This is a genomic window from Teichococcus wenyumeiae (genome assembly GCF_003696345.1).
Lineage (GTDB): Bacteria > Pseudomonadota > Alphaproteobacteria > Acetobacterales > Acetobacteraceae > Pseudoroseomonas > Pseudoroseomonas wenyumeiae.
The window spans coordinates 82,937-104,085 of record NZ_RFLX01000005.1 but is presented as its reverse complement, the minus strand read 5'-3'; the positions used below and the strand labels follow the sequence as shown (position 1 = coordinate 104,085).

Sequence of the window (21,149 nt, the reverse complement as noted above, 5' to 3'; positions counted from 1 at the left end):
GCATGGTCAGAACCGCGCGCTTCTCGGCAGAGCACTTCATCGACGCCGCCATCGCCCTTGTGGCCGAGGGAGGGCCGGGCGCCGCAACCCTGCAGGCCATCGCCCGCCGGGTCGGTGCCCCGACTGGCTCGATCTATCATCGCTTCGCATCCCGCTCCGCCATCCTCGCCGCGGCCTGGAACGACAGCTACGGCTCCCTGACCAGGCTGCTGGCGCCGTTGCTGCGGGCCGGGCGGCCGCGCGAGGCCGCCCTGGCGCTGCTGCCCTGGTCAGGCGAGGACCGCCAGCGGGCCCGCTTCCTGCTGCTGCACGAGCCCGTTTCCCTGTTTGAGGATACACCCCCTCCGGAGCCGCTGCGGCAGGAGATGGAGCGGCTGGAGGAGGAGATGGACGCGGCATTCCGCGCCTGCATCGCCCAGGCCGTCGGCAGCGGCGCCATCCGGGAGGAAGACCTCGCGCGCGCCAAGTTCCTGATCTTTGACGCGCCCATCGCCATCCTCCGGCCGTATCTTCTGACAGACAGTTCCATACCGGCCTTCGCCGGGCAGATGATCGCGGAACTGCATGCGGGGGTGCCGCTCGCCAGTGCAGGCCAGCGCGCCGGAAGCACGCAGGCGGCTTGAGCCTTTTCCCCGATACGCCTCAGGCCGTCATGAACCAGTCAGCATGAACAACATCGTCGACGACCGGCGCATCAGGCTCCACACGCCCGAGGATTTCGCCGGCATGCGCGCGGCGGGGAAGCTTGCGGCGGCGACCCTCGACATGGTGACCGCGCATGTCCATGAGGGCATGTCCACGGCCGGGCTGGACCGGCTGTGCCACGCGTTCATTCTCGATCATGGCGCCGTGCCGGCCTCGCTCGGCTACCGCGGCTATTCCCATGCGACCTGCATCTCCCTGAACCATGTCGTTTGCCACGGCATCCCCGGCAGCCGCGCGCTGATGGAGGGGGACATCCTCAACATCGACCTCGCCGTTATCCTCGACGGGTGGCATGGGGACAGCAGCCGCATGTACACGGTCGGCAGGATCAGCACCCGGGCGGCCCGGCTGATCGAGGTCGCCTATGAGGCGATGATGCGGGGCATCGCCGCGGTGCGCCCCGGCGCGACGCTCGGCGATATCGGCCACGCCATGCAGGGCCATGTCGAGGCGGCGCGGTTCAGCGTGGTGCGGGACTTCTGTGGCCACGGCCTCGGCCGTGCCTACCATGACGCGCCAGATGTCCTGAACCATGGCCAGAAGGGCAAGGGCGTGGTGCTCCGCCCCGGCATGTTTCTGACGGTGGAGCCCATGGTCAATGCCGGCCGGGCGGATGTGAAGGTGCTCAGCGACGGCTGGACGGCCGTGACCCGTGACCGCAGCCTTTCCGCACAGTTCGAGCACAGCATCGGCGTGACCGAGAGCGGCTGCGAGATCTTCACCCTGTCCCCGGCGGGCTTCAGCAAACCTCCCTTCGCGGGCGCTTAGGGGGCGGCCGCCGCCCAGCGGCGGTTCATCGGCGGGGAAGCCGGCATCCGGCTTTCCAGTGGGGCGTACCGGCCCGCCCGGTCATCCTTGGCTGGGTTGCCGCCCAGGTCGCGAACCAAAACCTGGAAGAGATGGGGGGAGGGGGTTCCACTCCCCCGTCCCTCCTTCTCAGGGCCGCATCAGCCGGTCGGATTGTTCGTTCAGCCGCTGCACCAGCAGCCCAGCCCCGCCCTGGCGCACGGCGCCGGAGAATTCCGAGCGGCGGATGGCCAGTTCGCTGATGGAATCGTGCAGCACGTCGATGATCTTCCAGGCGCCGCCGGTCTGGCGCAGGCGGTAGGTCAGGTTCACCGGGGCGCCGCCGGGGTTGTTCAGGGTGGTGATCACCACCTTGTCCTCGCCCTGCGGCTCCACCCGGTTGGTGGTGAAGCTCTGGCCGCTGAAGCCGCTGAAGTTGCGGGCATAGCTGGCGATCGTGTAGCGCCGGAAGGCTTCCGCCACCGCCTTCTGCTCCTCCGGCGTGAAGCCGGACCAGCGGGCGCCCACGGCGGTGCGGGCCATGCCGGGCAGGTCGAAAGCCTGCTCCACGGGCGCGGTCAGCAGCTTGGCGCGGCCTTCCACGCCCAGGGACTGCGCCTGCTGCATGGCCTGCAGCAGCGCCGCGTGCAGCTGCTCGACCGGCTGCGCGGCCGGGTCGGCGGCCGGCTGGGCGGCGAGCGGCGCCAGCGGCCCGAGGACGAGGGCCAGGGACAGGCCCATGAACAGGAAGGAACGGCGTGGGATGCTCATGTGCGGCCCATAGCATGCCGCGCGGCCCGGCTCCGAGGCGGCCTGGATCAAAAGCCGCTGACGAAGCGGGGGTGCCTCCTCACCGCAGTGTTCCCGCCGGGCGGCGGAAAGCGGCTATCGCGCCGGGGCTGGGGCGGCATAGGTTCAGCCGGGGTCTGACGCGGCGGCATGGCCGGCGCCGGGCGATGGGGGGACCTGTATGCGGATACTACTGGCGCAGCCGCGCGGCTTCTGTGCCGGGGTGGTGCGGGCCATCGAGATCGTCGAAAGGTCCCTGCAGAAGTTCGGCGCGCCCGTCTATGTCCGCCATGAGATCGTGCACAACCGCCATGTGGTGGAGGAGCTGCAGCGCAAGGGCGCCATCTTTGTCGAGGACCTGGCAGAGGTGCCGGATGGCGCCGTCACGGTCTTCAGCGCCCATGGCGTGCCGCAGTCGGTGGTGGATGAGGCGGGGCGGCGCGGCCTGCCGGTACTGGATGCCACCTGCCCGCTGGTTTCCAAGGTGCATGCGCAGGGGCGGCAATACGTGGCGCGGGGCCGCACCCTGGTGCTGATCGGCCATGCCGGGCACCCGGAGGTGGAGGGCACGCTGGGGCAGGTGGGGGCGCCGGTGCATCTGGTAGCCTCGGCCGAGGACGTGGCGCGGCTGGCGCTGCCGGCCGATGCGCCGCTGGCCTATATCACCCAGACCACCTTGAGCGTGGACGACACGCGCGGCGTCATCGCGGCGCTGGAGGCGCGGTTCAGCGACCTGCAAGGCCCCGAGGTTTCGGATATCTGCTATGCGACGCAGCACCGGCAGGCGGCGGTGCGGGACCTCTGCGCCGAGGTGGACCTGCTGCTGGTGGTGGGCAGCCGCAACAGCTCCAATTCCAATCGCTTACGGGAAATCGGCACGGAACTGGGCCTGCCGAGCCACCTGATCGCCGATTCCAGCGAGCTTGACCCTGGCTGGCTGCAAGGCGTGCGCACGGTGGGATTGACCGCCGGCGCCTCGGCGCCCGAGCATTTGGTTCTTGACGTGATCGGGGCGCTGCGCAGGTATGGCGCTGCCGAGGTGAGCCAGATGAACGGAATCCGCGAGGATGTGGAATTCCGTCTGCCACCCGAGCTCAGAACCATCGAGACCACGACGGCTGTTCTGCCGGTCGTTAAACCCGTGCAGTAGAGAGGAGCGCAGCCTTGGGAATTCCCGTGCTGCAGGCCGCCAAGATCGGCGCCTATGTGGTGAAGCAGCAGCTGACCGGCCGCAAGCGCTACCCGCTGGTGCTGATGCTGGAGCCGCTGTTCCGCTGCAACCTGGCCTGCGCCGGCTGCGGCAAGATCGACTACCCCAACGAGATCCTGAACCAGCGCCTCTCGGTCGATGACTGCATGCAGGCGATCGACGAATGCGGCGCGCCCGTGGTCTCGATCGCCGGTGGCGAGCCGCTGCTGCACAAGGAGATGCCGCAGATCGTCGAGGGCTACCTGAAGCGCGGCAAGTTCGTCATCCTCTGCACCAATGCCCTGCTGCTGGCCAAGAAGATCGACGACTACAAGCCCAGCCCGGCCTTCACCTGGTCCATCCACCTGGATGGCAACGAGGCGATGCACGACAAGTCCGTCTGCCAGACGGGCGTCTACGACAAGGCGGTGGAAGCCATCCGGCTGGCCAAGGCCAAGGGCTTTCAGGTCAGCATCAACTGCACCCTCTTCAACGACGCCGACCCGGCGCAGACGGCCGCCTTCTTCGACGAGATGAAGGAACTGGGGCTGAACGGCATCACCGTCTCCCCCGGCTATGCCTATGAGCGGGCGCCGGACCAGCAGCACTTCCTGAACCGCACCAAGACCAAGGAACTGTTCCGCGGCATCCTGGCGCGCGGGCGCGGCGGCAAGAACTGGCCCTTCACCCAGTCCCGCATGTTCCTGAACTTCCTGGCCGGCAACGAAGCCTACAAGTGCACGCCCTGGGGCAACCCGACGCGCACCGTCTTCGGCTGGCAGAAGCCCTGCTACCTGCTGGGCGAAGGCTATGCCAAGACCTTCAAGGAACTGATGGACGACACCGAGTGGGACAAGTACGGCGTCGGCAACTACGAGAAATGCGCCGACTGCATGGTCCATTCGGGCTTCGAGGCCTCGGCCGTGCAGGACATGATCCGCAACCCGCTGAAGGCCCTGGCCGTCACGGTGGCGGGCATCCGCACCGAAGGCCCGATGGCCAAGGACATCCCGATCGATAACCAGCGCCCGGCCGAATACGTCTTCTCCGGCCATGTGGAAAAGAAGCTGGCCGAGATCCGCGCCAGCAAGCCTGCGGGCTCACACCGCCCGCGCATCACCCGCACCGGGGCCGCCAAGCCCGGGCCCGATGAGGTGGTGGCCGCGGAGTAAGGCCCGGAAGGCCAACTCCGCTTCCCACCCCGTCCGTACCAGGGCGGGAAGCTGCCAGGGCGCCCTGGCCAGCGCCCGCAGCACCGCCGGCAGGTCCACCCCACCATCCGGCCGCATGCCGACGCATGCGGCCTGCGGCAGGGTGCGCCGCGCCGCATCCGACACCACCCGCGCCACGGCCAGCGGCAGCCCATGCCGCCGCGCCACCCGCGCCGCCACATGCGATTCCATATCCACCGTCAGCGCGCCCGTGGCCCGGTGCAGCGCGGCTTTTGCCGCCGCCTCCGCCGCCATGGCATCCTGCCCCAGCATGGTGCCAATCCGCGCGCCGGGCAGGGCAGCGGCCAGCCTTGCCGCCCAGGCCGCATCGGTGGCGGCGGCTTCATCCCCCAGCACCATCTCCGCCACCACCCAGTCTCCGGGGCGGAGCCCCGGCGCCAGCGCGCCCGCAATGCCGATGCTGATGATGCCTCGCGCGCTTGGCGCCAGCCGGTTCAACTCGGCTTCCAGCCGTGCGGCGTCGCCGCCCCCAGGAATGGGCTGGACGCCAGTGGCGGCGAGGATGCGGGCCTCGCGATGCAGGCCAGTGGCGGCGAGGATGGTCATGGGCGGAAAAGGCCAGGGGAATGAATTCCCCTGGAACCCCTTCTTTTTTCTTCGAGTTTGACACTGGCGTGGAGTGTCGCGCGGCTTCTGACACAAAGGCCGCGCGCATGACGGCGGCAGTCGCCGGAGGTCCATGACCTCCGGCGCGAACCGGAGTGGGAGGGTGCCGCCGCAGGCGCACCCGTGAACTCGAAAAGAGAAGAAGGGGGCCTGGGGGAATTCATTCCCCCAGCCTTACATCCCATGCACCACCTGCCGGCTGTTGCCCTGCCGCAGGTTGCGGTAGCGCGCCATGGCCCAGAGCGGGAAGAACTTCGGGTAGCCGTGGTAGCGCAGATAGAAGACGCGCGGGAAGCCGCCGCCGGTATAGGCTTCCTGGCCCCAGAGCCCGTCTTCTTCCTGGTGTTCCCGCAGCCAGGCGATACCGCGCGCCACGGCCGGATGGTCCACCTCGCCCGCCGCCATCAGGCCCAGCAGCGCCCAGGCGGTCTGGGAGGCGGTGGAGGCGGCGGGCTCATAGCCCTTGTAGTCCAGCTTGTAGCTGTCGCAGTCCTCGCCCCAGCCGCCATCGGCGTTCTGGATGCGGAGCAGCCAGTCGGCGCCGCGCCGCAGGCTGGGGCGGCTGGCATCGAAACCGGCGGCGTTCAGGGCGCAGAGGGCGGACCAGGTGCCGTAGATGTAGTTCACGCCCCAGCGGCCGAACCAGCTTCCGTCGGCCTCCTGTTCCCGCTCCAGGTAGTCGATGGCGTTCAGCATGCGCAGGCTGCCGCGCGGCTCGCCGAGCTGCGCCAGCATGGAGACGCAGCGGGCGGAAACATCGGCGGTGGGCGGGTCCAGCAGCGCGCCGTGGTCCGCGAAGGGGATGTTGTTCAGGTAGTGGTGGACGTTGTCGGCGTCGAAGGCGCCCCAGCCGCCGTTGCGGCTTTGCAGCCCCACGGTCCATTCGGCGCCACGGTCGATGGCCTCGTCATAGCCGGTGCCGGTGCCGAACTGCCGGCGGGCGCGGTCCATGGCCATGACCACCACGGCGGTGTCGTCCAGGTCCGGGTAATGCGCGTTGCGGTACTGGAAGGCCCAGCCGCCGGGGCGGATATCAGGGCGCTGATCGGCCCAGTCGCCTTTGACCTCCAGTTCCTGCAAGGGCTTCAGCCATTCCAGGCCACGCAGGGCGGCTTCCGCTTCGCCGGCTTCCATTAGGGCATGGGCGGCCAGCGCGGTGTCCCAGACCGGGGAAACGCAGGGCTGGCAATAGGCTTCCTCCTCACCCACCACCAGCAGCTTCTCGACCGAGCGGCGGGCGATGGCGCGGTGCGGATGTTCCGGCGGGTAGCCCAGCGCGTCGTACATCATCACGCTGTTCGCCATGGCGGGGTAGATGGCGCCGAGGCCGTCCTCGCCGTTCAGGCGCTCCGTCACGAAGTCCACGCAGCGCTGGATGGCGCGCTGGCGGCTGCCGCGCGGCCAGATCGGCTCGGCCACCTTCAGCACGCGGTCGACGCCGTTGAAGAAGGCGGCCCAGCCGGGGTGGTGGTGCGTCTTCACCTTCTTCCGGGGCAGGCGGGCGTCGGTGAAAAGCTCCGGTACGCCGATGCCGCGCGGGTTGCGCGCCCGCACCTGCATGGCCTGCAGCACCAGCAGCGGCACGATCACGGTGCGCGCCCAATAGGACATGCGGGAGAGATGCACCGGGAACCAGCGCGGCAGCAGGATCAGCTCCACCGGGGTGGTGGGCACCGCCGTCCAGGGCAACTGGCCGTATTGCGCCAGCAGGATGCGGGTGAAGACATTGGCGCGCGCGGCGCCGCCGGCGGCCAGGATGGCGGCGCGGGCGCGGGCCATATGCGGCGCGTCCGGGTCGTCGCCGATCATCTTCAGCGCGAAATAGGCTTTGACCGAGGCGCTGATATCGAAGCTGCCGCCATGGAACAGCGGCCAGCCGCCATGCTCGCCCTGGATGCGGCGCAGGTAGCGGCCGAGCTTCGCCTCCAGCTCCGGCGCATCCGGCTCGGCCAGGTGCTGGCGCAGCAGGATGTATTCGGCGGGGATGGTGGCATCCGCCTCCAGCTCGAAGACCCAGTGGCCATCCGGGCGCTGCTGGCGCAGCAGGGCCGCGGTGGCGCGGCGCAGGTCGTGCTCCAGGCTGTCCAGGTCGGGGGTGGCGATATGGTTCATGCGGCAGCGGCCTCCGATGCGCCCGGCCCGGCGAAGGCCAGCGCGGCGGCGGCCTCCCCCGAACGCAAGGCGCCCTCGATGGTGGCGGGCAGGCCGGTATCGGTCCAATCGCCCGCCAGGAACAGGTTTTGCCAGGCGGTGCGCGCCTTGGGGCGGCGCGCGGCCTGGGCGGGGGTGGCGGCAAAGGTGGCGCGCCGTTCCTTGACCAGCCGGCAGGGTGGCACCGGGCCGGAAAGGCCATGGGTGGCGGCCACATCCTGCCACAGCGCGGCGGTCAGGTCTTCCGTGTCGCGCTCCATCAGCGCGCTGGCATCGCTGGTGGTGGTGGACAGCCGGTCTGGGAAGGCGAAGACCCAGTCCGCCGTGCCGCCCACCAGCCCGACCATGGCGGGGGCGCCCGGCGGTGGCGTGGCGGCGAAATGGGCGTTCAGGATGGGGCGGAAATCGTCCGGCGCCTGGAGGCCGGGCAGCAGTTCCTGCGCCACCCAGGGCGGCACCGCCAGCACCAGCGAATCGGTGGGGCCGAGCGGCACCTCGCCTTCCGCCAGGGCGAGGGCGGCGAGGCGCCCGCCCTCCAGCCGCAACCCGCGCACCCGCTGGCCGAGGCGGATCTCGGCGCCCGCCGCCCGCAGGAACTCCAGCGCCGGGGCTACGAAGGCGGCGTCCAGCGTTGGTGTCGCGATGCGCGGGCGGCTGGCGCGGCCGCCCCTGGCCAGGCTTTCGCGCAGCACGGCGCCGGCGAGCCCGGCATCGCCATCCTCGGGCCGGGTGTTCAGGATGGAGACCAGCAGCGGGCGCAGCAGCTTGTCCCAGAGCGGGCCGTGGCAGGCCATGACATCGCCGATGCGGCGGCCAGGGTGGCGGCGCAGCAGGCTGGCCAGTGCCAGGTAATCACCCGGGCCGGTGCCGGGCACGCGGCGGTTCGCGAAGAACACCCACCAGGGCAGGGCGCCGGCATTGGGCCGCAGCACCCAGCGGCTGCCGTCGCGCCGGTCGAGAAAGGAGAAATCCGCCTGTTCCGGCCCCGCCAGCCGCGCCTCGGCGCCGATCGCGCGCAGGTAGCGCCCGACCGCCGGATTGCCGGAGAGCACCAGATGGTTGCCGTTGTCGATCACCATGCCGAGCTGCGCGTCGTGGTAGGAGCGGCAGCGGCCGCCGGCCTGCTTCGCCGCTTCCCACAGCACCACGCGGGCGCCCTTGCCCGCCAGGGCCACCGCCGCCGAAAGCCCGGCCAGCCCGGCGCCGACCACATGCACCGTCATCGCGCGAGGCCGCAGCGCGCCACCAGCCAGAGCAGCCGCGCCTTGCCGACCCGCGCGCGCCGGCGCGGCGCCGTCCAGCCCTGGGCCAGCATCTTTTCCAGGATGACGCGGTAGACCGCCGCCATCAGCCTTGGCGCCAGCAGGCGGCCGCGTGGGCGGCTGGCCAGCAGTTGGTCGGCGGCGGCGAAATGCGCCAGGGCGCGGGGGGCCAGGGCACGGCAGGCGGCATCCACGCGCGGGTCGGCCACCACGGCCAGCGGGTCGTCGCCGGCGATGCCGGCGGCATCCAGCACTTCGCGCGGCAGGTAGAGGCGGCCGATGCCGGCATCCTCGTCCAGGTCGCGCAGGATATTGGTCAGTTGCAGCGCGCGGCCCAGTTCATGGGCCAGCGCCAGGCCCGGCGCTTCCTCCATGCCGAAGACGCGCACGGAAAGCCGCCCCACCGCGCTGGCCACGCGGTCGCAGTAGAGGTCCAGCGTGGCGAGGCCGGGCGCCTGGATATCGGCGGCCACATCCATCTCCATGCCGTCGATCACCGCCAGGAAATCGGCGTGGCGCAGGCCGAAGTCCCGCACCGGCCCGGCCAGGAAGGCGGCGCGGCCGGCGGGCTGCCCGGCGTAGAGCGCGGCGAGGTCGGCGCGCCAGCGTTCCAGCTCCTGCGCCCGGATGGGGCGGGGGCGGGTGCCGTCGTCGGCGATGTCGTCCACCAGCCGGCAGAAGGCATAGATGGCGAACATCGCCTCGCGCTCGGCGCGCGGCATCAGCCGCATGGCGGTGTAGAAGGAACTGCCGGAAACCTGCGCCTGCAGATTCACCGCCTGGGGCGCGAGAAGGGTGTCGGTGGTCATCCCGGGGTGCCGATTGCCTGCGGCCGGAATATCCGCCCCAGCCGCCCCACGGCAACGCTCGCGGCGCCGCCCAAGGCGATGCTCAACGCCTCCACCGGCCGGTGGTGCACGCGCTGGGACAGCGGGTCCCACCGCATCAGCCGCCGGGTCAGGCTTTCCGCCAGGGCCTGGATGACGCCCACTTCCAGCGCCAGCCGCCGGTCCGCGATCTGCCCGGCGAAGCGGCGGGACTGCGCCAGCAGGGCTTCTGTCTGTTCCGCCAGTTCCGTGATGACGGCGCGCAGGGCCGGGGAGGCCTGCGCGGCGCCCAGCGCCTCCGTGCCGATGCCATGGGCGCCCAGCCGGTCCAGCGGGATATAGACGCGGTCCAGCGCGCGGAAATCCTTGGCGCAGTCCTGCAGGTGGTTGATGACCTGCAAGGCGGCGCAAAGCGCGTCATTGGCGGCCCAGGTGGCGCGGGATTCGCCATGCAGGTCCAGCATGAAGCGCCCGACCGGCGCGGCGGAATAGCGGCAGTAATCCATCAACTCCGCCCAATCGGCGTAGCGCGTCTGGGTCACGTCGCGGCGGAAGGCTTCCAGCAGGTCCAGCGCGTGCTGGTCGGTCAGGCCGCGTGCCTCCAGCGCCCGGCGCAGCGCGGCGCCCTCGGCATTGGCGGCGGAGTCGGCGCGCAGCCCGGCTTCCATGCGGGCCAGTTGCGCCAGCTTGTCCTCCGGCGCGGCGGTCTCATGGTCGGCCACGTCGTCGGCGGCGCGGGCAAAGCGGTAGAAGGCCAGGATGGTGGGCCGCAGTTCCGGCCGCACGAGGCGGGAGGCGACGGGGAAATTCTCGTCCTTGTCGCCCTTGCCGGAAGCGAAGTTGCTGGAGTCGCTCATGCCTCACCCGCCATGGCCTGCGCCCGGCCCTTCCACATGCCGCCCTGGCCGCGCCAGACCTGCACCGCCGATTGCAGCGTGAAGAGCGTATAGGCCGCGCCGATGGCCGGCAGCGCCAGCCCCCAGAGCGGCGACACGCGGTAGAAGCGCAGCATCGGCTGGAAGGCGAGCGCCATCAGCAGCCAGGCTGCAGCACCCGCCGCCTGGGCGGCGCCCTGGCCGAAGAGCGCCAGGGCGGGGGGGAGGAGATAGGTCAGCACCATGCCCAGCACCGTGCCCGCCAGCAGCAGCGGCGAATAGCCCAGTTGCGCATAGGCGGAGCGCGAGACCATGCGGCTGATCTCCGCCACGCTGCCATAGGGGCGCAGACTGCGGGCGCGGCGGGTCAGGCCCAGCCAGACCGGCCCCTGCGCCTTCATGCGCCGCCCCAGGGCGCAGTCGTCGATGATTTCCGCCCGGATGGAGGCCATGCCGCCCGCCGCCTCCAGCGCCGCGCGGCGCACCAGCATGCAGCCGCCGGCCGCCGCCGCCGTGCGCCGGTCCCGCCGCGCCACCCAGGCGAAGGGGTAGAGCATCTGGAAGAAGAACACGAAGGCCGGGATCAGGAAGCGCTCCGCCCGCGTGGCGCAGGAGAGTTCGGCCATCAGCGTCACCATGGCGTGCCGGCCCTGCTCGGCGCGGCTGACCAGGGCGCGCAGGTTCTCCGGCGCATGGCCGATATCGGCATCGGTCAGCAGGATGTAGTCGGGCGCCGATTCGCCCGCCCGCGCCACGCCCTGCTGCTGCGCCCAGAGCTTGCCGGTCCAGCCCGCGGGCAGCGGCGCGCCGGGCAGCACCTCCAGCCGCGGGTCGGTGCCGGCGGCGGCGGCGGTGCCGTCGGTGCTGCCGTCATCCACCAGCACGACGCGGAAGGGGCCGGGATAGTCCTGTTGCAGCAGGCTGCCGACCGATCGCGCGATCACATCCGCCTCGTCCCGCGCCGGCACCACGGCCACCACGCTGGGCCAATGGGCGGGGGCGGGGGGCGTGTCGCGGTCGTCGCGCTCCCGCGCCAGCCAGAAGCCGCCCCGCGCCAGCACCAGCACCAGCCAGATCAGCAGCGAGACGAGGCCGAGGGCCAGCCAGAGGCTCATGGCAGGTAGCCCGCGCCCCGGAACCAGCCCAGCGCATCCGCCACGCCCTGGGCATAGGGGCGGGCGCGGTAGCCCAGTTCCCGCTCGGCCTTGGCGGAGGTGAAGAACATGCGGTGGCGCGCCATGCGCAGCCCGTCCACCGTCAGCATCGGCTCCCGCTTCGTCAGGCGGGCCGCCATCTGCGCACCCCAGGCCGCCGGGAAGAGCAGCGCGCGGGGCAGCCTGGTGGTGGGGGTGCGGCGGCCGGTCAGGCGCGCGACCTCCGCCAGGAAATCCTGCAGCGAGGCATTCTGGCCGCCCAGGATATAGCGCTGGCCGACCCGCCCGTGCTCGAAGGCCAGCAGGTGGCCGGCGGCGATGTCGTCCACATGGGCGAAGTTCAGCCCGGTATCCACGAAGGCCGGGATCTTGCCGCGCGCCGCATCCAGGATGATGCGCCCGGTGGGGGTGGGCCGGATGTCGCGCGGGCCGATGGGGGTGGAGGGGTTCACGATCACCGCCGGCAGCCGGTCGCGGTTGATCATGTCCTCCACCGCGCGCTCGGCCAGGGTCTTGGAGCGCTTGTAGATGCCGATGGCGCCGGCGGGGTCCTGCGGCGCCGTCTCGTCCACCGGGCGGGTGGCGCCGGCCACCTTCAGGGTGGCGACGCTGCTGGTATAGACTATGCGCTCCACCCCTTCCGCCATCGCCTCCCGCATCAGGTTGCGGGTGCCGTCCAGGTTGGCGCGCAGGATGGCCTGCGGGTCCGGCGCCCAGAGCCGGTAATCCGCCGCCACATGGAACAGGTAGCGCACCCCGTGCAGCGCCGGGCGCAGGGAGGCGGCATTGGTCAGGTCGCCCTGCGCGATCTCGCAATCCAGGCCCTTGAGGTTGTTGCGCGGGCTGGTGGGGCGCAGCAGGGCGCGCACTCGCAGCCCACGCGCCAGCAGCGCCCGCGTCACCGCCGAGCCCAGGAAGCCTGAAGCACCGGTGACCAGCACCAGGTCGCCCGCCCGCAACGGATGCGCCGGCGTCATGGGTATGCGGCGCCCTGGCCGTCTCGGGTCGATGCAACGGGCATGGGTGCCACCTCCTCTCGCCAGCGGGCGGGGCCGCCGGCCCGGCGGATGCCGCCCCTCCGGCACCGCCCCGAGGGGCAGGGCGCCGGCTGGTTTCAGGCCCCCCGATACGGCAGGCGGCGGCCGCCGTCCAATCCCCTTCGGGACGCCGCGCGGCTTGGTGGCGTGGCGGGCGAGCATTATTTTGCCGCCGGGCAGGAAGAAGCGGCCCGTCAGCTTCGTATGGGCAGCATGAGCTTCGGGTGGAGATCCTTCGACGTCACCGCGCATCTGGTTCCAATGGGCCGGTATGCGCGCGCGCTGACGCGCCATGCGGAGGACGCGGAGGACCTGGTGCATACCGCGCTGCTGCGCGCCTATGAGCGCCGCGCCACCTTCCGGCGGGGCGAGAACCTGCGCACCTGGCTCTTCGCCATCCTGCACAACAGCTTCATCGACGGCTGGCGCCGCCGCAACGCCGAGAACGCGCGCATCGCCGCGGTGGGCAGCCTCGCCACGCCACATGCCGAGCCGGGGCAGGACCACGCGCTGCACCTGCGCGAGATCTTCGAGGCCTATCTCGCCCTGCCGGAGCCGCAGCGCGCCGCCTTCCATCTTGTGGCGCTGGAAGGCCTCTCCTATGCCGAGGCGGCGGAGATCCTGGATGTCCCCGCCGGCACCGTGATGTCCCGGCTCAGCCGCGCCCGGGAGATGCTGCGGCAGATGGATGCGGGCGAGGCCCCGCCCGCCCGGCACCCGCAACTCCGTGTGGTGGGAGGTTCGCATGACCCGCAGGCCTGATTTCCCCGGCGAGATGGAGATCGACGCCTATCTGAACGACCAGCTCGACCTGCCCGGCCGCATCGCGGTGGAGGAGGCGCTGGCCCGCAACCCCGCCCTGGCCGCGCGGGTGATGGACGACCTGCGCATCCGCGACGCCCTGCGCGCCGCCCTGGCCCACCCGCCGGAAGCGCCGGACTCGCGCACAGCGCTGGCGGCGCGGCGGCTGCAGCGCGGCCTGAGCATGGGCCACCTGGGCCGCGGGCTGCGGCGCGGCGCGCTGGTCGCCGCCTGCATCGGGCTGGGCTGGCTGGTGCACTGGCAGGTGGATTCCGTGGGCGTCTCCCCCACCGAGGCCGCCGCCCTGCCGCCGCGCTTCACGGCGGAGGCGATGCAGGCGCACCGCACCTCGCTGCTGCGCGCCGTCATGGCCTCGCAGCTCGAGGCGCCGCAGTTCGACCGGGACGAGATCCTGCGCAACACCGCCATCGCGCTGCCGGAGTTTCCGGAGGACTGGAGCGTGCTGGACGTGCAGGTCTATCCCTCGGTCGCTGGGCCCAGCGTCGCGGTGGTGTTCCGCATGCCCGACTCCGGCCCGCTCTCGCTCTATCTGGTGCATACGGGGCATGAGCAGCCGCTGCCGCTGCGCATGCTGCGCCGGGAAGACCGTTCGGTGGCCTATTGGCGGCGGGACGGGCTGGGCGCCGCGCTGATCGGCCAGAACGACGACGCGGCGCTGCAACAGGCCGCCGCCGTGATGATGGGCCGCATCGCCGCCCGGGCGAACTGAGGCCGGTCCCTCTGCCAGCCTGAGCCTGGCGATCAAGAAAATGTGGGCTGGGAAGAAGCGGGGGCTGGGCCCCGTAAGCCTTCTGTCATGCCGCCTGTGGCGTGGCCCTGGACATTCGCGGCCCGCGCCTTCTCCGCGCCGGCCGCCAAGATCGATGTGGTGACGGATGCGGTTTGACCTGGATGCCCGCGGCTCCTGCGATGTGGCTGGCGAGGTCTGCATCATCGGCGCGGGGGTTGCCGGCATCACCGCGGCGCGGCGCCTGCTGGCGGCGGGGCGCTCCGTGGTGCTGCTGGAAAGCGGCGGGCTGGACTACGAGGCAGCCACCGCCGACCTGAATGCCGGCCGCAATGCCGGCGAGGATTACTACGAGCTGGACCACGCGCGGCTGCGGCTCTTCGGCGGCACCACCGCCATCTGGGGTGGCCGCTGCGCCGAGCTGGACCCGATCGATTTCGAGAAACGCGACTGGGTGCCGCATTCCGGCTGGCCCATCACGGCCGCGACGCTGGCGCCCTATTACCAGGAGGCGCGCGCGGCCTTCGGGCTTTCACCCCGCCCGCCCACGGCGGCGGAGCTGCGCGCCAGCGGCGTGCCCCTGCCGGAATTCAACCCCGCCCGCATCAGCCTGCCGCTCTGGTGCTTCGACGGGCAATCCGACCGCTTCAGCTTCTCCCGCTGCCGCGACGTGGTGGAGCATCCGCGCTGCACCATCGTCACCCATGCCACCGCCACCGATATCCAGGCCACGCCGGATGCGCGGGCGGTGACCGGGGTGGTGGCGCGCGGCCTCTCGGGCGCCCGGCTGCGGGTGGCGGCGAAGAGCGTCATCCTGGCCGCCGGCGGCATCGAGAATGCCAGGCTGCTGCTGGCCGCCCGCTCCACCATGCCGATGGGCCTGGGCAATGCCCATGACCAGGTGGGCCGCTACTTCATGGAGCACCCGCATGCGCGCGGCGGGCGCATCCGCAGCCCCAGGGCCTGGGCGCTGCTGGCCGCCTTCGCCAAGCGGCACCGCCTGGGCAACGACGCTGTCTCCCCCCTGGTGGCGCCGGGCGAGGCGCTGCAACGGCGGGAAGGGCTGCTGAACACCTCCCTCACCATCGCGCCCCGCCCGCCGGCCCATGGCACGCAGCACTGGGGCATGCGGCTCTACATGCGCGCCAAGCACGACTTCGCGCCCAACCGCCATGGCCGCGCCGCCTGGAAGGGCGTGAAATCCGCCGTGCGCCATATCCAGTCCGTCAGCGACCCGCTGCGCCCCTGGCTGCTGCACCGGCTGGGCAAGCTGGAACTGGCCCTGCTGGTACGGGCCGAGCAGGCGCCCAACCCCGACAGCCGCGTCATGCTCTCGACTGAGACGGATGCCACCGGCCTGCCGCGCCCGGTGCTGGACTGGCGCCTGACGGAACTGGACGTGCGCAGCGTGGAAGGGCTGGTGCGCGCCCTGGGCGCCGAGGCCCGCCGCCTGGGCCTGGGCGAGGTGGACCCCGCCCCCTGGCTGGCGGAAACCCCGCGCCAGTGGCAGACGGACCCGCTGGTCAGCACCCACCCGATCGGCGGCTATCACCACATGGGCACCACGCGCATGTCCTCCGACCCACGCCGGGGCGTGACGGATGCCCGCGCGCGGGTGCACGGGATCTCGAATCTCTACGTGGCGGGAAGCTCGCTTTTCCCGACCTCGGGCTGGGCGAACCCGACGCTGACCATCGCGGCGCTCAGCCTGCGGATCGCGGATGATATCCTGGCGTGTGCCCAGGTTCCGGTGGCGGTGGCGGCGTGAAGAAGGCCGGGGGAAGGAATTCCCCCGGCCCCCCTTCTTCCTTTTTCGAACTTCAGGATTCGCGGCCCTGCCTATGCACGCGCTTGAACTGGAAGAAAAAAGAAGGGGCCTGGGGAATTCATTCCCCAGCCTTCCTTATGCGACGATCCCACCCGCCTTCAGCACGAAATCCGCGATCTCCGCCACGCCCTGGTTGGCCTTGAGATTGGTGAAGATGAAGGGGCGCTCTCCGCGCATCTTTTTCGAGTCCCGGTCCATCACCGAGAGGTCGGCGCCCACCAGCGGCGCGAGGTCGGTCTTGTTGATCACCAGCAGGTCGGAGCGCGTGATGCCCGGCCCGCCCTTGCGCGGGATCTTGTCGCCGGCCGAGACGTCGATGACATAGATCGTCAGGTCCGCCAGCTCCGGGCTGAAGGTGGCGGCCAGGTTGTCGCCGCCGCTTTCGATGAACAGCACTTCCAGGCCGGGAAAGCGGCTGTTCATCTCGTCCACGGCGGCGAGGTTGATGGACGCATCCTCGCGGATGGCGGTATGCGGGCAGCCGCCGGTCTCGACGCCGATGATGCGGTCGGGTTCCAGCGCCCCGGAGCGGGTCAGGAACTCGGCATCCTCCCGCGTGTAGATGTCGTTGGTGATGACGGCGATGTTGTGCGCATCGCGCAGGTGCTTGCAAAGCCGGTCGGTCAGCGCCGTCTTGCCGGAGCCGACGGGGCCGCCGATGCCGACGCGGAAGGGGCCGTTGGCCGAGGGGCCACGGGACACAGCGTTCATGAGCGGAAAAGCCTTGTGTATTGCGTCTCGTGACGCAGGGAGAAAAGGTCGAGCGCCGGCGCGGCGGTGCCGAGGCGGTCGAGATCGGCGGCAAGGCCCGCTTCGGTGGCGGCTTCGATGGCGGGCAGCAGCGCGGCTGTGGCGAGCTGCCCATCCGTCTGCCCCAGCGGCACCAGCCGCACGCCCGCCGAGACGATATTGGCCGCGAACCCGGCCAGGAAACCGAAGAGCGTGGCGCGCAGCGGCACATCCTGCCAAGCGGCGGCGGCACCCAGCGCCACCGGATGCGCGATGCTGTTGCCATGCCGTCGCGCGAAGGCAGAAAGCCGCGCATCCGGCCAGGCGACGGTGGTGACACGCAGGAAGGCGCTGCCCTGCGCCATGGTTTCCAGCGCCGTCTCGGCGGTGCCGCGCCAGGCGGCGGCGAGGTCCGCCACCGTGTCCAGCGCGGCGTCATCCCCGGCCTCGGCGGCGCGATGGGCGGCGGCCAGCAAGGCGCCGTCGATGCGCCCCGCACCGGCCTCCAGCACCGCCGTGACGTAATCCACCAGCGTGGCGCGGTCGCGCACCGCGCCATCCTCCACTGCGCGTTCCAGGCCGTGGCTGTAGGTATAAGCCCCGACGGGATAGGCGGGCGAAAGCCAGTTCAGCAGCCGCGCCAACGCCGCCGTGTCAGTGGGCGTGGAGATGGCCATCGCCATGATCGTGCAATTCGCCGTGGCGGTGGCCGGTGTGGCGGTTGTGCTCGCCATAGGCGCCGCCCTCGGGGTTGAAGGGCGCTTCCACCTTGGCCACGGTGGCGCCAAGGCCCTGCAACATGCGCAGGATGACATGGTCCTCGCGGATCAGGATGCGCTCGCCGCTGATCTCGGCCGGCAGGTGGCGGTTGCCGAGATGCCAGGCCAGCCGCAGCAGATGTTCGGTGCTGCTACCGCGCACCTCGATCAACGGTTCCGGCGCCGCGCGCACCAGCACCACGCCGCCGCCTTCCAGCAGCAGGCCGTCGCCATCCCGCAGCGCGATGGCTTCGGGAAGGTCCAGCAGAAAGCTGAGTCCTTTCTCACCGGTGTAGCGCTTGCGGCGGCGGTGGCGGTCGTCGAAGCCGGCGGTGATGCTGTCCCTGGCGGTGCGCGCCTGCCACTGGCCGGCGGGCAAGACCTGGGTGGCGCGGGGGAGGGTGGTTTCGGTCATGGCAGGGCTCAGAACAGGAAATAGCGTTGCGCCATGGGCAGCACGGCGGCGGGTTCACAGATCAGCAATTCGCCATCGGCACGGACCTCGTAGGTCTCAGGGTCGATCTCGATGCGTGGCAGCGCGTCGTTCAGCACCATGTCGCGCTTGCCGATATTGCGGGTGTTCTTCACCTGCAGCAGGCGACGGTTGAGGCCGAGGCTGCCGGCGAGGTCGCGCTCCAGCGAGGCGGCCGAGACGAAGGTTACGCTGCTGGCCTGCATGGCGCGGCCATAGCCGCCGAACATCGGTCGGTAATGCACCGGCTGCGGCGTCGGGATGGAGGCATTGGGGTCGCCCATCGGCGCCATAGCGATGGTGCCGCATTTCAGCACCATCTCCGGCTTCACGCCGAAGAAGGCGGGCGACCACATCACCAGATCCGCCAGCTTGCCGACCTCGATGCTGCCGACATGCTCGCTGATGCCCTGCGCGATGGCGGGGTTGATGGTGTACTTGCTGATGAAGCGGCGGATGCGCAGGTTGTCGTTGTCGCCCGTCTCGCCCGGCAGGCGGCCGCGCTGCTGCTTCATCTTATGCGCGGTCTGCCAGGTGCGGATGATCACCTCGCCCACCCGCCCCATCGCCTGGCTGTCCGAGGACATCATGGAAATGGCGCCGAGGTCGTGCAGGATATCCTCGGATGCGATGGTTTCCTTGCGGATGCGGGATTCCGCGAAGGCCACGTCCTCGGCGATGCGTGGGTCCAGGTGGTGGCAGACCATCAGCATGTCGAGATGCTCGTCCACGGTATTCACCGTGTAGGGCATGGTGGGGTTGGTAGAGCTGGGCAGGAAATTCGGCTCGCCGATGACGCGCAGGATATCCGGCGCATGGCCGCCGCCCGCGCCCTCGGTATGGAAGGCCTGGATGGCGCGGCCGCCGATGGCCTTGATGGTATCCTCGACAAAGCCGCTCTCGTTCAGCGTGTCGGTATGGATGGCGATCTGGATGTCGAATGCATCTGCCACGCGCAGGCAGGTGTCGATGGCCTTGGGCGTGGTGCCCCAGTCCTCATGCAGCTTCAGCCCGCAGGCGCCGGCGCGGATCTGTTCCTCCAGCCCATCCGGCAGGGCTGCGTTGCCCTTGCCGAGGAAGCCGAGGTTCATCGGGAAGCTTTCCGCCGCCTGCAGCATCCGCGCCATGTGCCAGGGGCCGGGGGTCGCGGTGGTGGCCAGCGTGCCATGCGCCGGGCCAGTGCCGCCGCCGAACATGGTGGTGACGCCGGAGGCCAGCGCTTCCTCGATCTGCTGCGGACAGATGAAATGGATATGCGGGTCGATGCCGCCGGCGGTCAGGATGCGCCCCTCGCAGGCGATGATCTCCGTGCCCGGCCCGATGACGATATCCACGCCCGGCTGCGTATCCGGGTTGCCGGCCTTGCCGATGGCGGCGATGCGCCCGTCCTTCAGCCCCACATCGGCCTTGACGATGCCCCAGTGGTCGATGATCAGCGCATTGGTGATGACGGTATCCATCGCGCCTTGTTCGCGCGAGCGCTGGCTTTGCCCCATGCCGTCGCGGATGACCTTGCCGCCGCCGAACTTCACCTCCTCGCCATAGGTGGTGAGGTCGCGCTCCACTTCGGCGAACAACTCGGTATCCGCCAGCCGCACCTTGTCGCCCACGGTGGGGCCATACATGCCGGCATAGGCGGTGCGGGAGATTCTCGTTGCCATGGCTCAGGCCTTCCCTTCCGTCTCGCCGCGGAAGCCGTGCACGATGCGGTCCCCACCGTATTCCACCAGACGCACGCGGCGGCTCTGCCCGGGCTCGAAGCGCATGGCGGTGCCGGCGGCGATATCCAGCCGCCGCCCGCGCGCCTGCGCGCGGTCGAAATGCAGCGCCGGATTGGTCTCGAAGAAATGGTAGTGGCTGCCGACCTGGATCGGCCGGTCGCCGGTATTGGCCACTTCCAGCTCCACCGCCTCCCGCCCCGCGTTCAACTCGATCTCACCAGACGCGACGATGACTTCACCAGGAATCATGGCGCGTTCCTTCAGCGGATCGGGTTGTGGACGGTGACGAGCTTGGTGCCATCGGGGAAGGTGGCTTCCACCTGGATCTCGTGGATCATCTCCGGGATGCCTTCCATCACCTGCTCGCGGCGCAGCACGGTGGCGCCATCGCGCATCAGTTCCGCCACGCTGCGGCCGTCCCGCGCGCCTTCCACCACGTAATCGGTGATCAGGGCGATGGCCTCGGGATGATTCAGCTTCACCCCGCGTGAGAGCCGCCTGCGCGCCACCTCCGCCGCCATGGCAATCAGCAGCTTGTCCTTCTCGCGCGGCGTCAGATGCATGGGGCTCTCCTTCGGGGGTTCATTCCGGCGCTGGCGCGCTCAACTCGTCCACAAGCGCGGCAGGCGCGCGGGCAGGCCCAGCACGCCGGCGCGCAGCACCGGGATGGCACCGGCCAGCGCCTCCCGCACGGCGCCCGCCGGGCCCAGGAAGCGCGCCAGCAGCAGGCCAGGGCGGGCCAGCGTCGCCTCATGCCCCGCCGCGCGCAGCAGATCGCGGCCCGCGCTGGCTTCCTCCACGCTGGCGGCCAGCAGCAGCAGGGCACTGGCCTCGGCCCCCGCGAAGCCGAAAGGCGCCGACAGCCGCGCAGCGATATCGCCCGACAGATCCGTGGCATCGGCCCAGTGCAGCCGCCCGCCGCGCCACAGCCGCCAGGAATCGAACAGCGCCCCGTGCCCCAGCCGCTCCCCGCGCGCGACACGGCCGAAGACCAGCATCTCCGCCGCCAGCAGCCGGGCACCGGGGGCGAGGCGGGCCTGCATCCGCCGCTCCAGCCGCGCGCCGTCGAACAGGATGGTCTCCTGCGGCAGCCATTCCAGCGTGGCGCCCTCGGCAACTTCCAGTCGCGTGGACAGGCGCGTCGGCTCCGCCAGGCTGCGATAGACCTTCTCGGCGGCTGGCGTGGTCAGGCTGGCGCCGCCGCCGGCCGCGAGGCTGACCTCGATCTCCAGCGAATCCCCGCCGGCCAGGCCGCCACCGACATTCACCAGTGCGGCCAGCGGCAGGTCGTCCGGCTCCGGTGTGGGAAACAGCACGCGCAGCGGCGCGGCATGGAAGAGGTGCCGCAGCACGGTGCCGCGCTCCGTCCGGGCGAAGCCCAGCTCCGCCCGGCCATGGGCGCGTTGGTGGCGGGGGAGGGGAAGCGGCATCGGGCGGCACTCTGCCAAGGCTGGGGCGGGGCGGGAAGAAGGTCGGGGG

General features: G+C 70.8%; 22 protein-coding genes. 7 read left to right on the top strand and 15 right to left on the bottom strand.

Annotated elements, in window-relative coordinates; all coding sequences use genetic code 11:
* Nucleotides 1-2: 2 nt before the first annotated feature.
* Both EBE87_RS09145 and map read left to right on the top strand, forming a co-directional pair.
* Entirely contained in the window at nt 3-623 is a 621-nt protein-coding gene (locus EBE87_RS09145) for a TetR/AcrR family transcriptional regulator (RefSeq protein ID WP_120639949.1), read from the top strand.
* 43 nt (nt 624-666) lie between these two features.
* On the top strand, nt 667-1,473 hold the full coding sequence (gene map, locus EBE87_RS09140; protein ID WP_120639950.1) for a type I methionyl aminopeptidase: 807 nt from the start codon (nt 667-669) through the stop codon (nt 1,471-1,473).
* 168 nt (nt 1,474-1,641) lie between these two features.
* Here the strand turns inward: map and EBE87_RS09135 are convergent, their stop codons facing one another.
* A complete protein-coding gene (locus tag EBE87_RS09135; protein WP_147426152.1) occupies nt 1,642-2,262 on the bottom strand; it encodes an ABC transporter substrate-binding protein in 621 nt (206 codons plus the stop codon).
* Nucleotides 2,263-2,461: 199 nt separating this feature from the next.
* On the opposite strand from EBE87_RS09135, the gene ispH reads away from it, so the two are divergent.
* Together ispH and hpnH are read left to right on the top strand one after the other, a co-directional pair.
* Nucleotides 2,462-3,430, top strand: coding sequence for a 4-hydroxy-3-methylbut-2-enyl diphosphate reductase (gene ispH / locus EBE87_RS09130; RefSeq protein WP_120639952.1), 969 nt, complete (start codon nt 2,462-2,464; stop codon nt 3,428-3,430).
* 14 nt (nt 3,431-3,444) lie between these two features.
* Entirely contained in the window at nt 3,445-4,641 is a 1,197-nt protein-coding gene (hpnH, locus tag EBE87_RS09125; protein WP_120639953.1) for an adenosyl-hopene transferase HpnH, read from the top strand.
* Here hpnH and EBE87_RS09120 read toward each other — a convergent pair.
* The 7 genes from EBE87_RS09120 to hpnA all read right to left on the bottom strand — a co-directional run bounded on the left by EBE87_RS09120 (nt 4,570) and on the right by hpnA (nt 12,553).
* Complete coding sequence (locus EBE87_RS09120; RefSeq protein ID WP_120639954.1) at nt 4,570-5,247, bottom strand: phosphorylase family protein; 678 nt, start codon at nt 5,245-5,247, stop codon at nt 4,570-4,572. The genes hpnH and EBE87_RS09120 overlap by 72 nt on opposite strands.
* 234 nt (nt 5,248-5,481) lie before the next feature.
* Complete coding sequence (gene shc, locus EBE87_RS09115; RefSeq protein ID WP_120639955.1) at nt 5,482-7,419, bottom strand: squalene--hopene cyclase; 1,938 nt, start codon at nt 7,417-7,419, stop codon at nt 5,482-5,484.
* Entirely contained in the window at nt 7,416-8,681 is a 1,266-nt protein-coding gene (gene hpnE / locus EBE87_RS09110; RefSeq protein WP_120639956.1) for a hydroxysqualene dehydroxylase HpnE, read from the bottom strand. The genes shc and hpnE overlap by 4 nt, the downstream gene beginning before the upstream one ends.
* Complete coding sequence (hpnD, locus tag EBE87_RS09105) at nt 8,678-9,529, bottom strand: presqualene diphosphate synthase HpnD (RefSeq protein WP_120639957.1); 852 nt, start codon at nt 9,527-9,529, stop codon at nt 8,678-8,680. The genes hpnE and hpnD overlap by 4 nt, the downstream gene beginning before the upstream one ends.
* The gene (gene hpnC, locus EBE87_RS09100) at nt 9,526-10,404 is read right to left on the bottom strand and encodes a squalene synthase HpnC (protein ID WP_120639958.1); all 879 of its coding nucleotides are present in this window, start codon (nt 10,402-10,404) and stop codon (nt 9,526-9,528) included. Before hpnC ends, hpnD begins: the two co-directional genes overlap by 4 nt.
* A complete protein-coding gene (locus tag EBE87_RS09095) occupies nt 10,401-11,537 on the bottom strand; it encodes a glycosyltransferase (RefSeq protein WP_122139962.1) in 1,137 nt (378 codons plus the stop codon). Before EBE87_RS09095 ends, hpnC begins: the two co-directional genes overlap by 4 nt.
* A complete protein-coding gene (gene hpnA, locus EBE87_RS09090; RefSeq protein ID WP_120641175.1) occupies nt 11,534-12,553 on the bottom strand; it encodes a hopanoid-associated sugar epimerase in 1,020 nt (339 codons plus the stop codon). Before hpnA ends, EBE87_RS09095 begins: the two co-directional genes overlap by 4 nt.
* A gap of 42 nt (nt 12,554-12,595) precedes the next feature.
* On the opposite strand from hpnA, the gene EBE87_RS09085 reads away from it, so the two are divergent.
* The 3 genes from EBE87_RS09085 (at nt 12,596) to EBE87_RS09075 (ending at nt 15,930) form a co-directional block, all read left to right on the top strand.
* A complete protein-coding gene (locus EBE87_RS09085; RefSeq protein WP_233553538.1) occupies nt 12,596-13,375 on the top strand; it encodes a sigma-70 family RNA polymerase sigma factor in 780 nt (259 codons plus the stop codon).
* Complete coding sequence (locus EBE87_RS09080; protein ID WP_122139961.1) at nt 13,359-14,144, top strand: anti-sigma factor family protein; 786 nt, start codon at nt 13,359-13,361, stop codon at nt 14,142-14,144. Before EBE87_RS09085 ends, EBE87_RS09080 begins: the two co-directional genes overlap by 17 nt.
* Nucleotides 14,145-14,310: 166 nt before the next feature.
* Nucleotides 14,311-15,930 (top strand): FAD-dependent oxidoreductase, encoded by a 1,620-nt coding sequence (locus EBE87_RS09075; RefSeq protein WP_120640770.1) that lies wholly within the window; start codon nt 14,311-14,313, stop codon nt 15,928-15,930.
* Between the two features lie 135 nt (nt 15,931-16,065).
* On the opposite strand, the gene ureG is transcribed toward EBE87_RS09075, so the two are convergent.
* Genes ureG through EBE87_RS09040 form a run of 7 tightly spaced genes read right to left on the bottom strand, consistent with a single transcriptional unit; the run spans nt 16,066 to nt 21,100 of the window.
* Complete coding sequence (ureG, locus tag EBE87_RS09070) at nt 16,066-16,701, bottom strand: urease accessory protein UreG (RefSeq protein ID WP_120640769.1); 636 nt, start codon at nt 16,699-16,701, stop codon at nt 16,066-16,068.
* The gene (locus tag EBE87_RS09065; protein WP_456316300.1) at nt 16,698-17,453 is read right to left on the bottom strand and encodes an urease accessory protein UreF; all 756 of its coding nucleotides are present in this window, start codon (nt 17,451-17,453) and stop codon (nt 16,698-16,700) included. The genes ureG and EBE87_RS09065 overlap by 4 nt, the downstream gene beginning before the upstream one ends.
* Entirely contained in the window at nt 17,374-17,892 is a 519-nt protein-coding gene (locus EBE87_RS09060; RefSeq protein ID WP_120640767.1) for an urease accessory protein UreE, read from the bottom strand. The genes EBE87_RS09065 and EBE87_RS09060 overlap by 80 nt, the downstream gene beginning before the upstream one ends.
* Before the next feature lie 8 nt (nt 17,893-17,900).
* A complete protein-coding gene (gene ureC, locus EBE87_RS09055; protein WP_120640766.1) occupies nt 17,901-19,610 on the bottom strand; it encodes an urease subunit alpha in 1,710 nt (569 codons plus the stop codon).
* A gap of 3 nt (nt 19,611-19,613) precedes the next feature.
* Nucleotides 19,614-19,919: an urease subunit beta gene (locus EBE87_RS09050; protein WP_120640765.1), complete on the bottom strand. Its 306-nt coding sequence runs from the start codon at nt 19,917-19,919 to the stop codon at nt 19,614-19,616.
* Nucleotides 19,920-19,930: 11 nt separating this feature from the next.
* Nucleotides 19,931-20,233, bottom strand: coding sequence for an urease subunit gamma (locus EBE87_RS09045; protein WP_120640764.1), 303 nt, complete (start codon nt 20,231-20,233; stop codon nt 19,931-19,933).
* Between the two features lie 39 nt (nt 20,234-20,272).
* Nucleotides 20,273-21,100, bottom strand: a complete 828-nt coding sequence (locus tag EBE87_RS09040; RefSeq protein ID WP_158611642.1) for an urease accessory protein UreD — start codon at nt 21,098-21,100, stop codon at nt 20,273-20,275.
* Between the last annotated feature and the right edge of the window lie 49 nt (nt 21,101-21,149).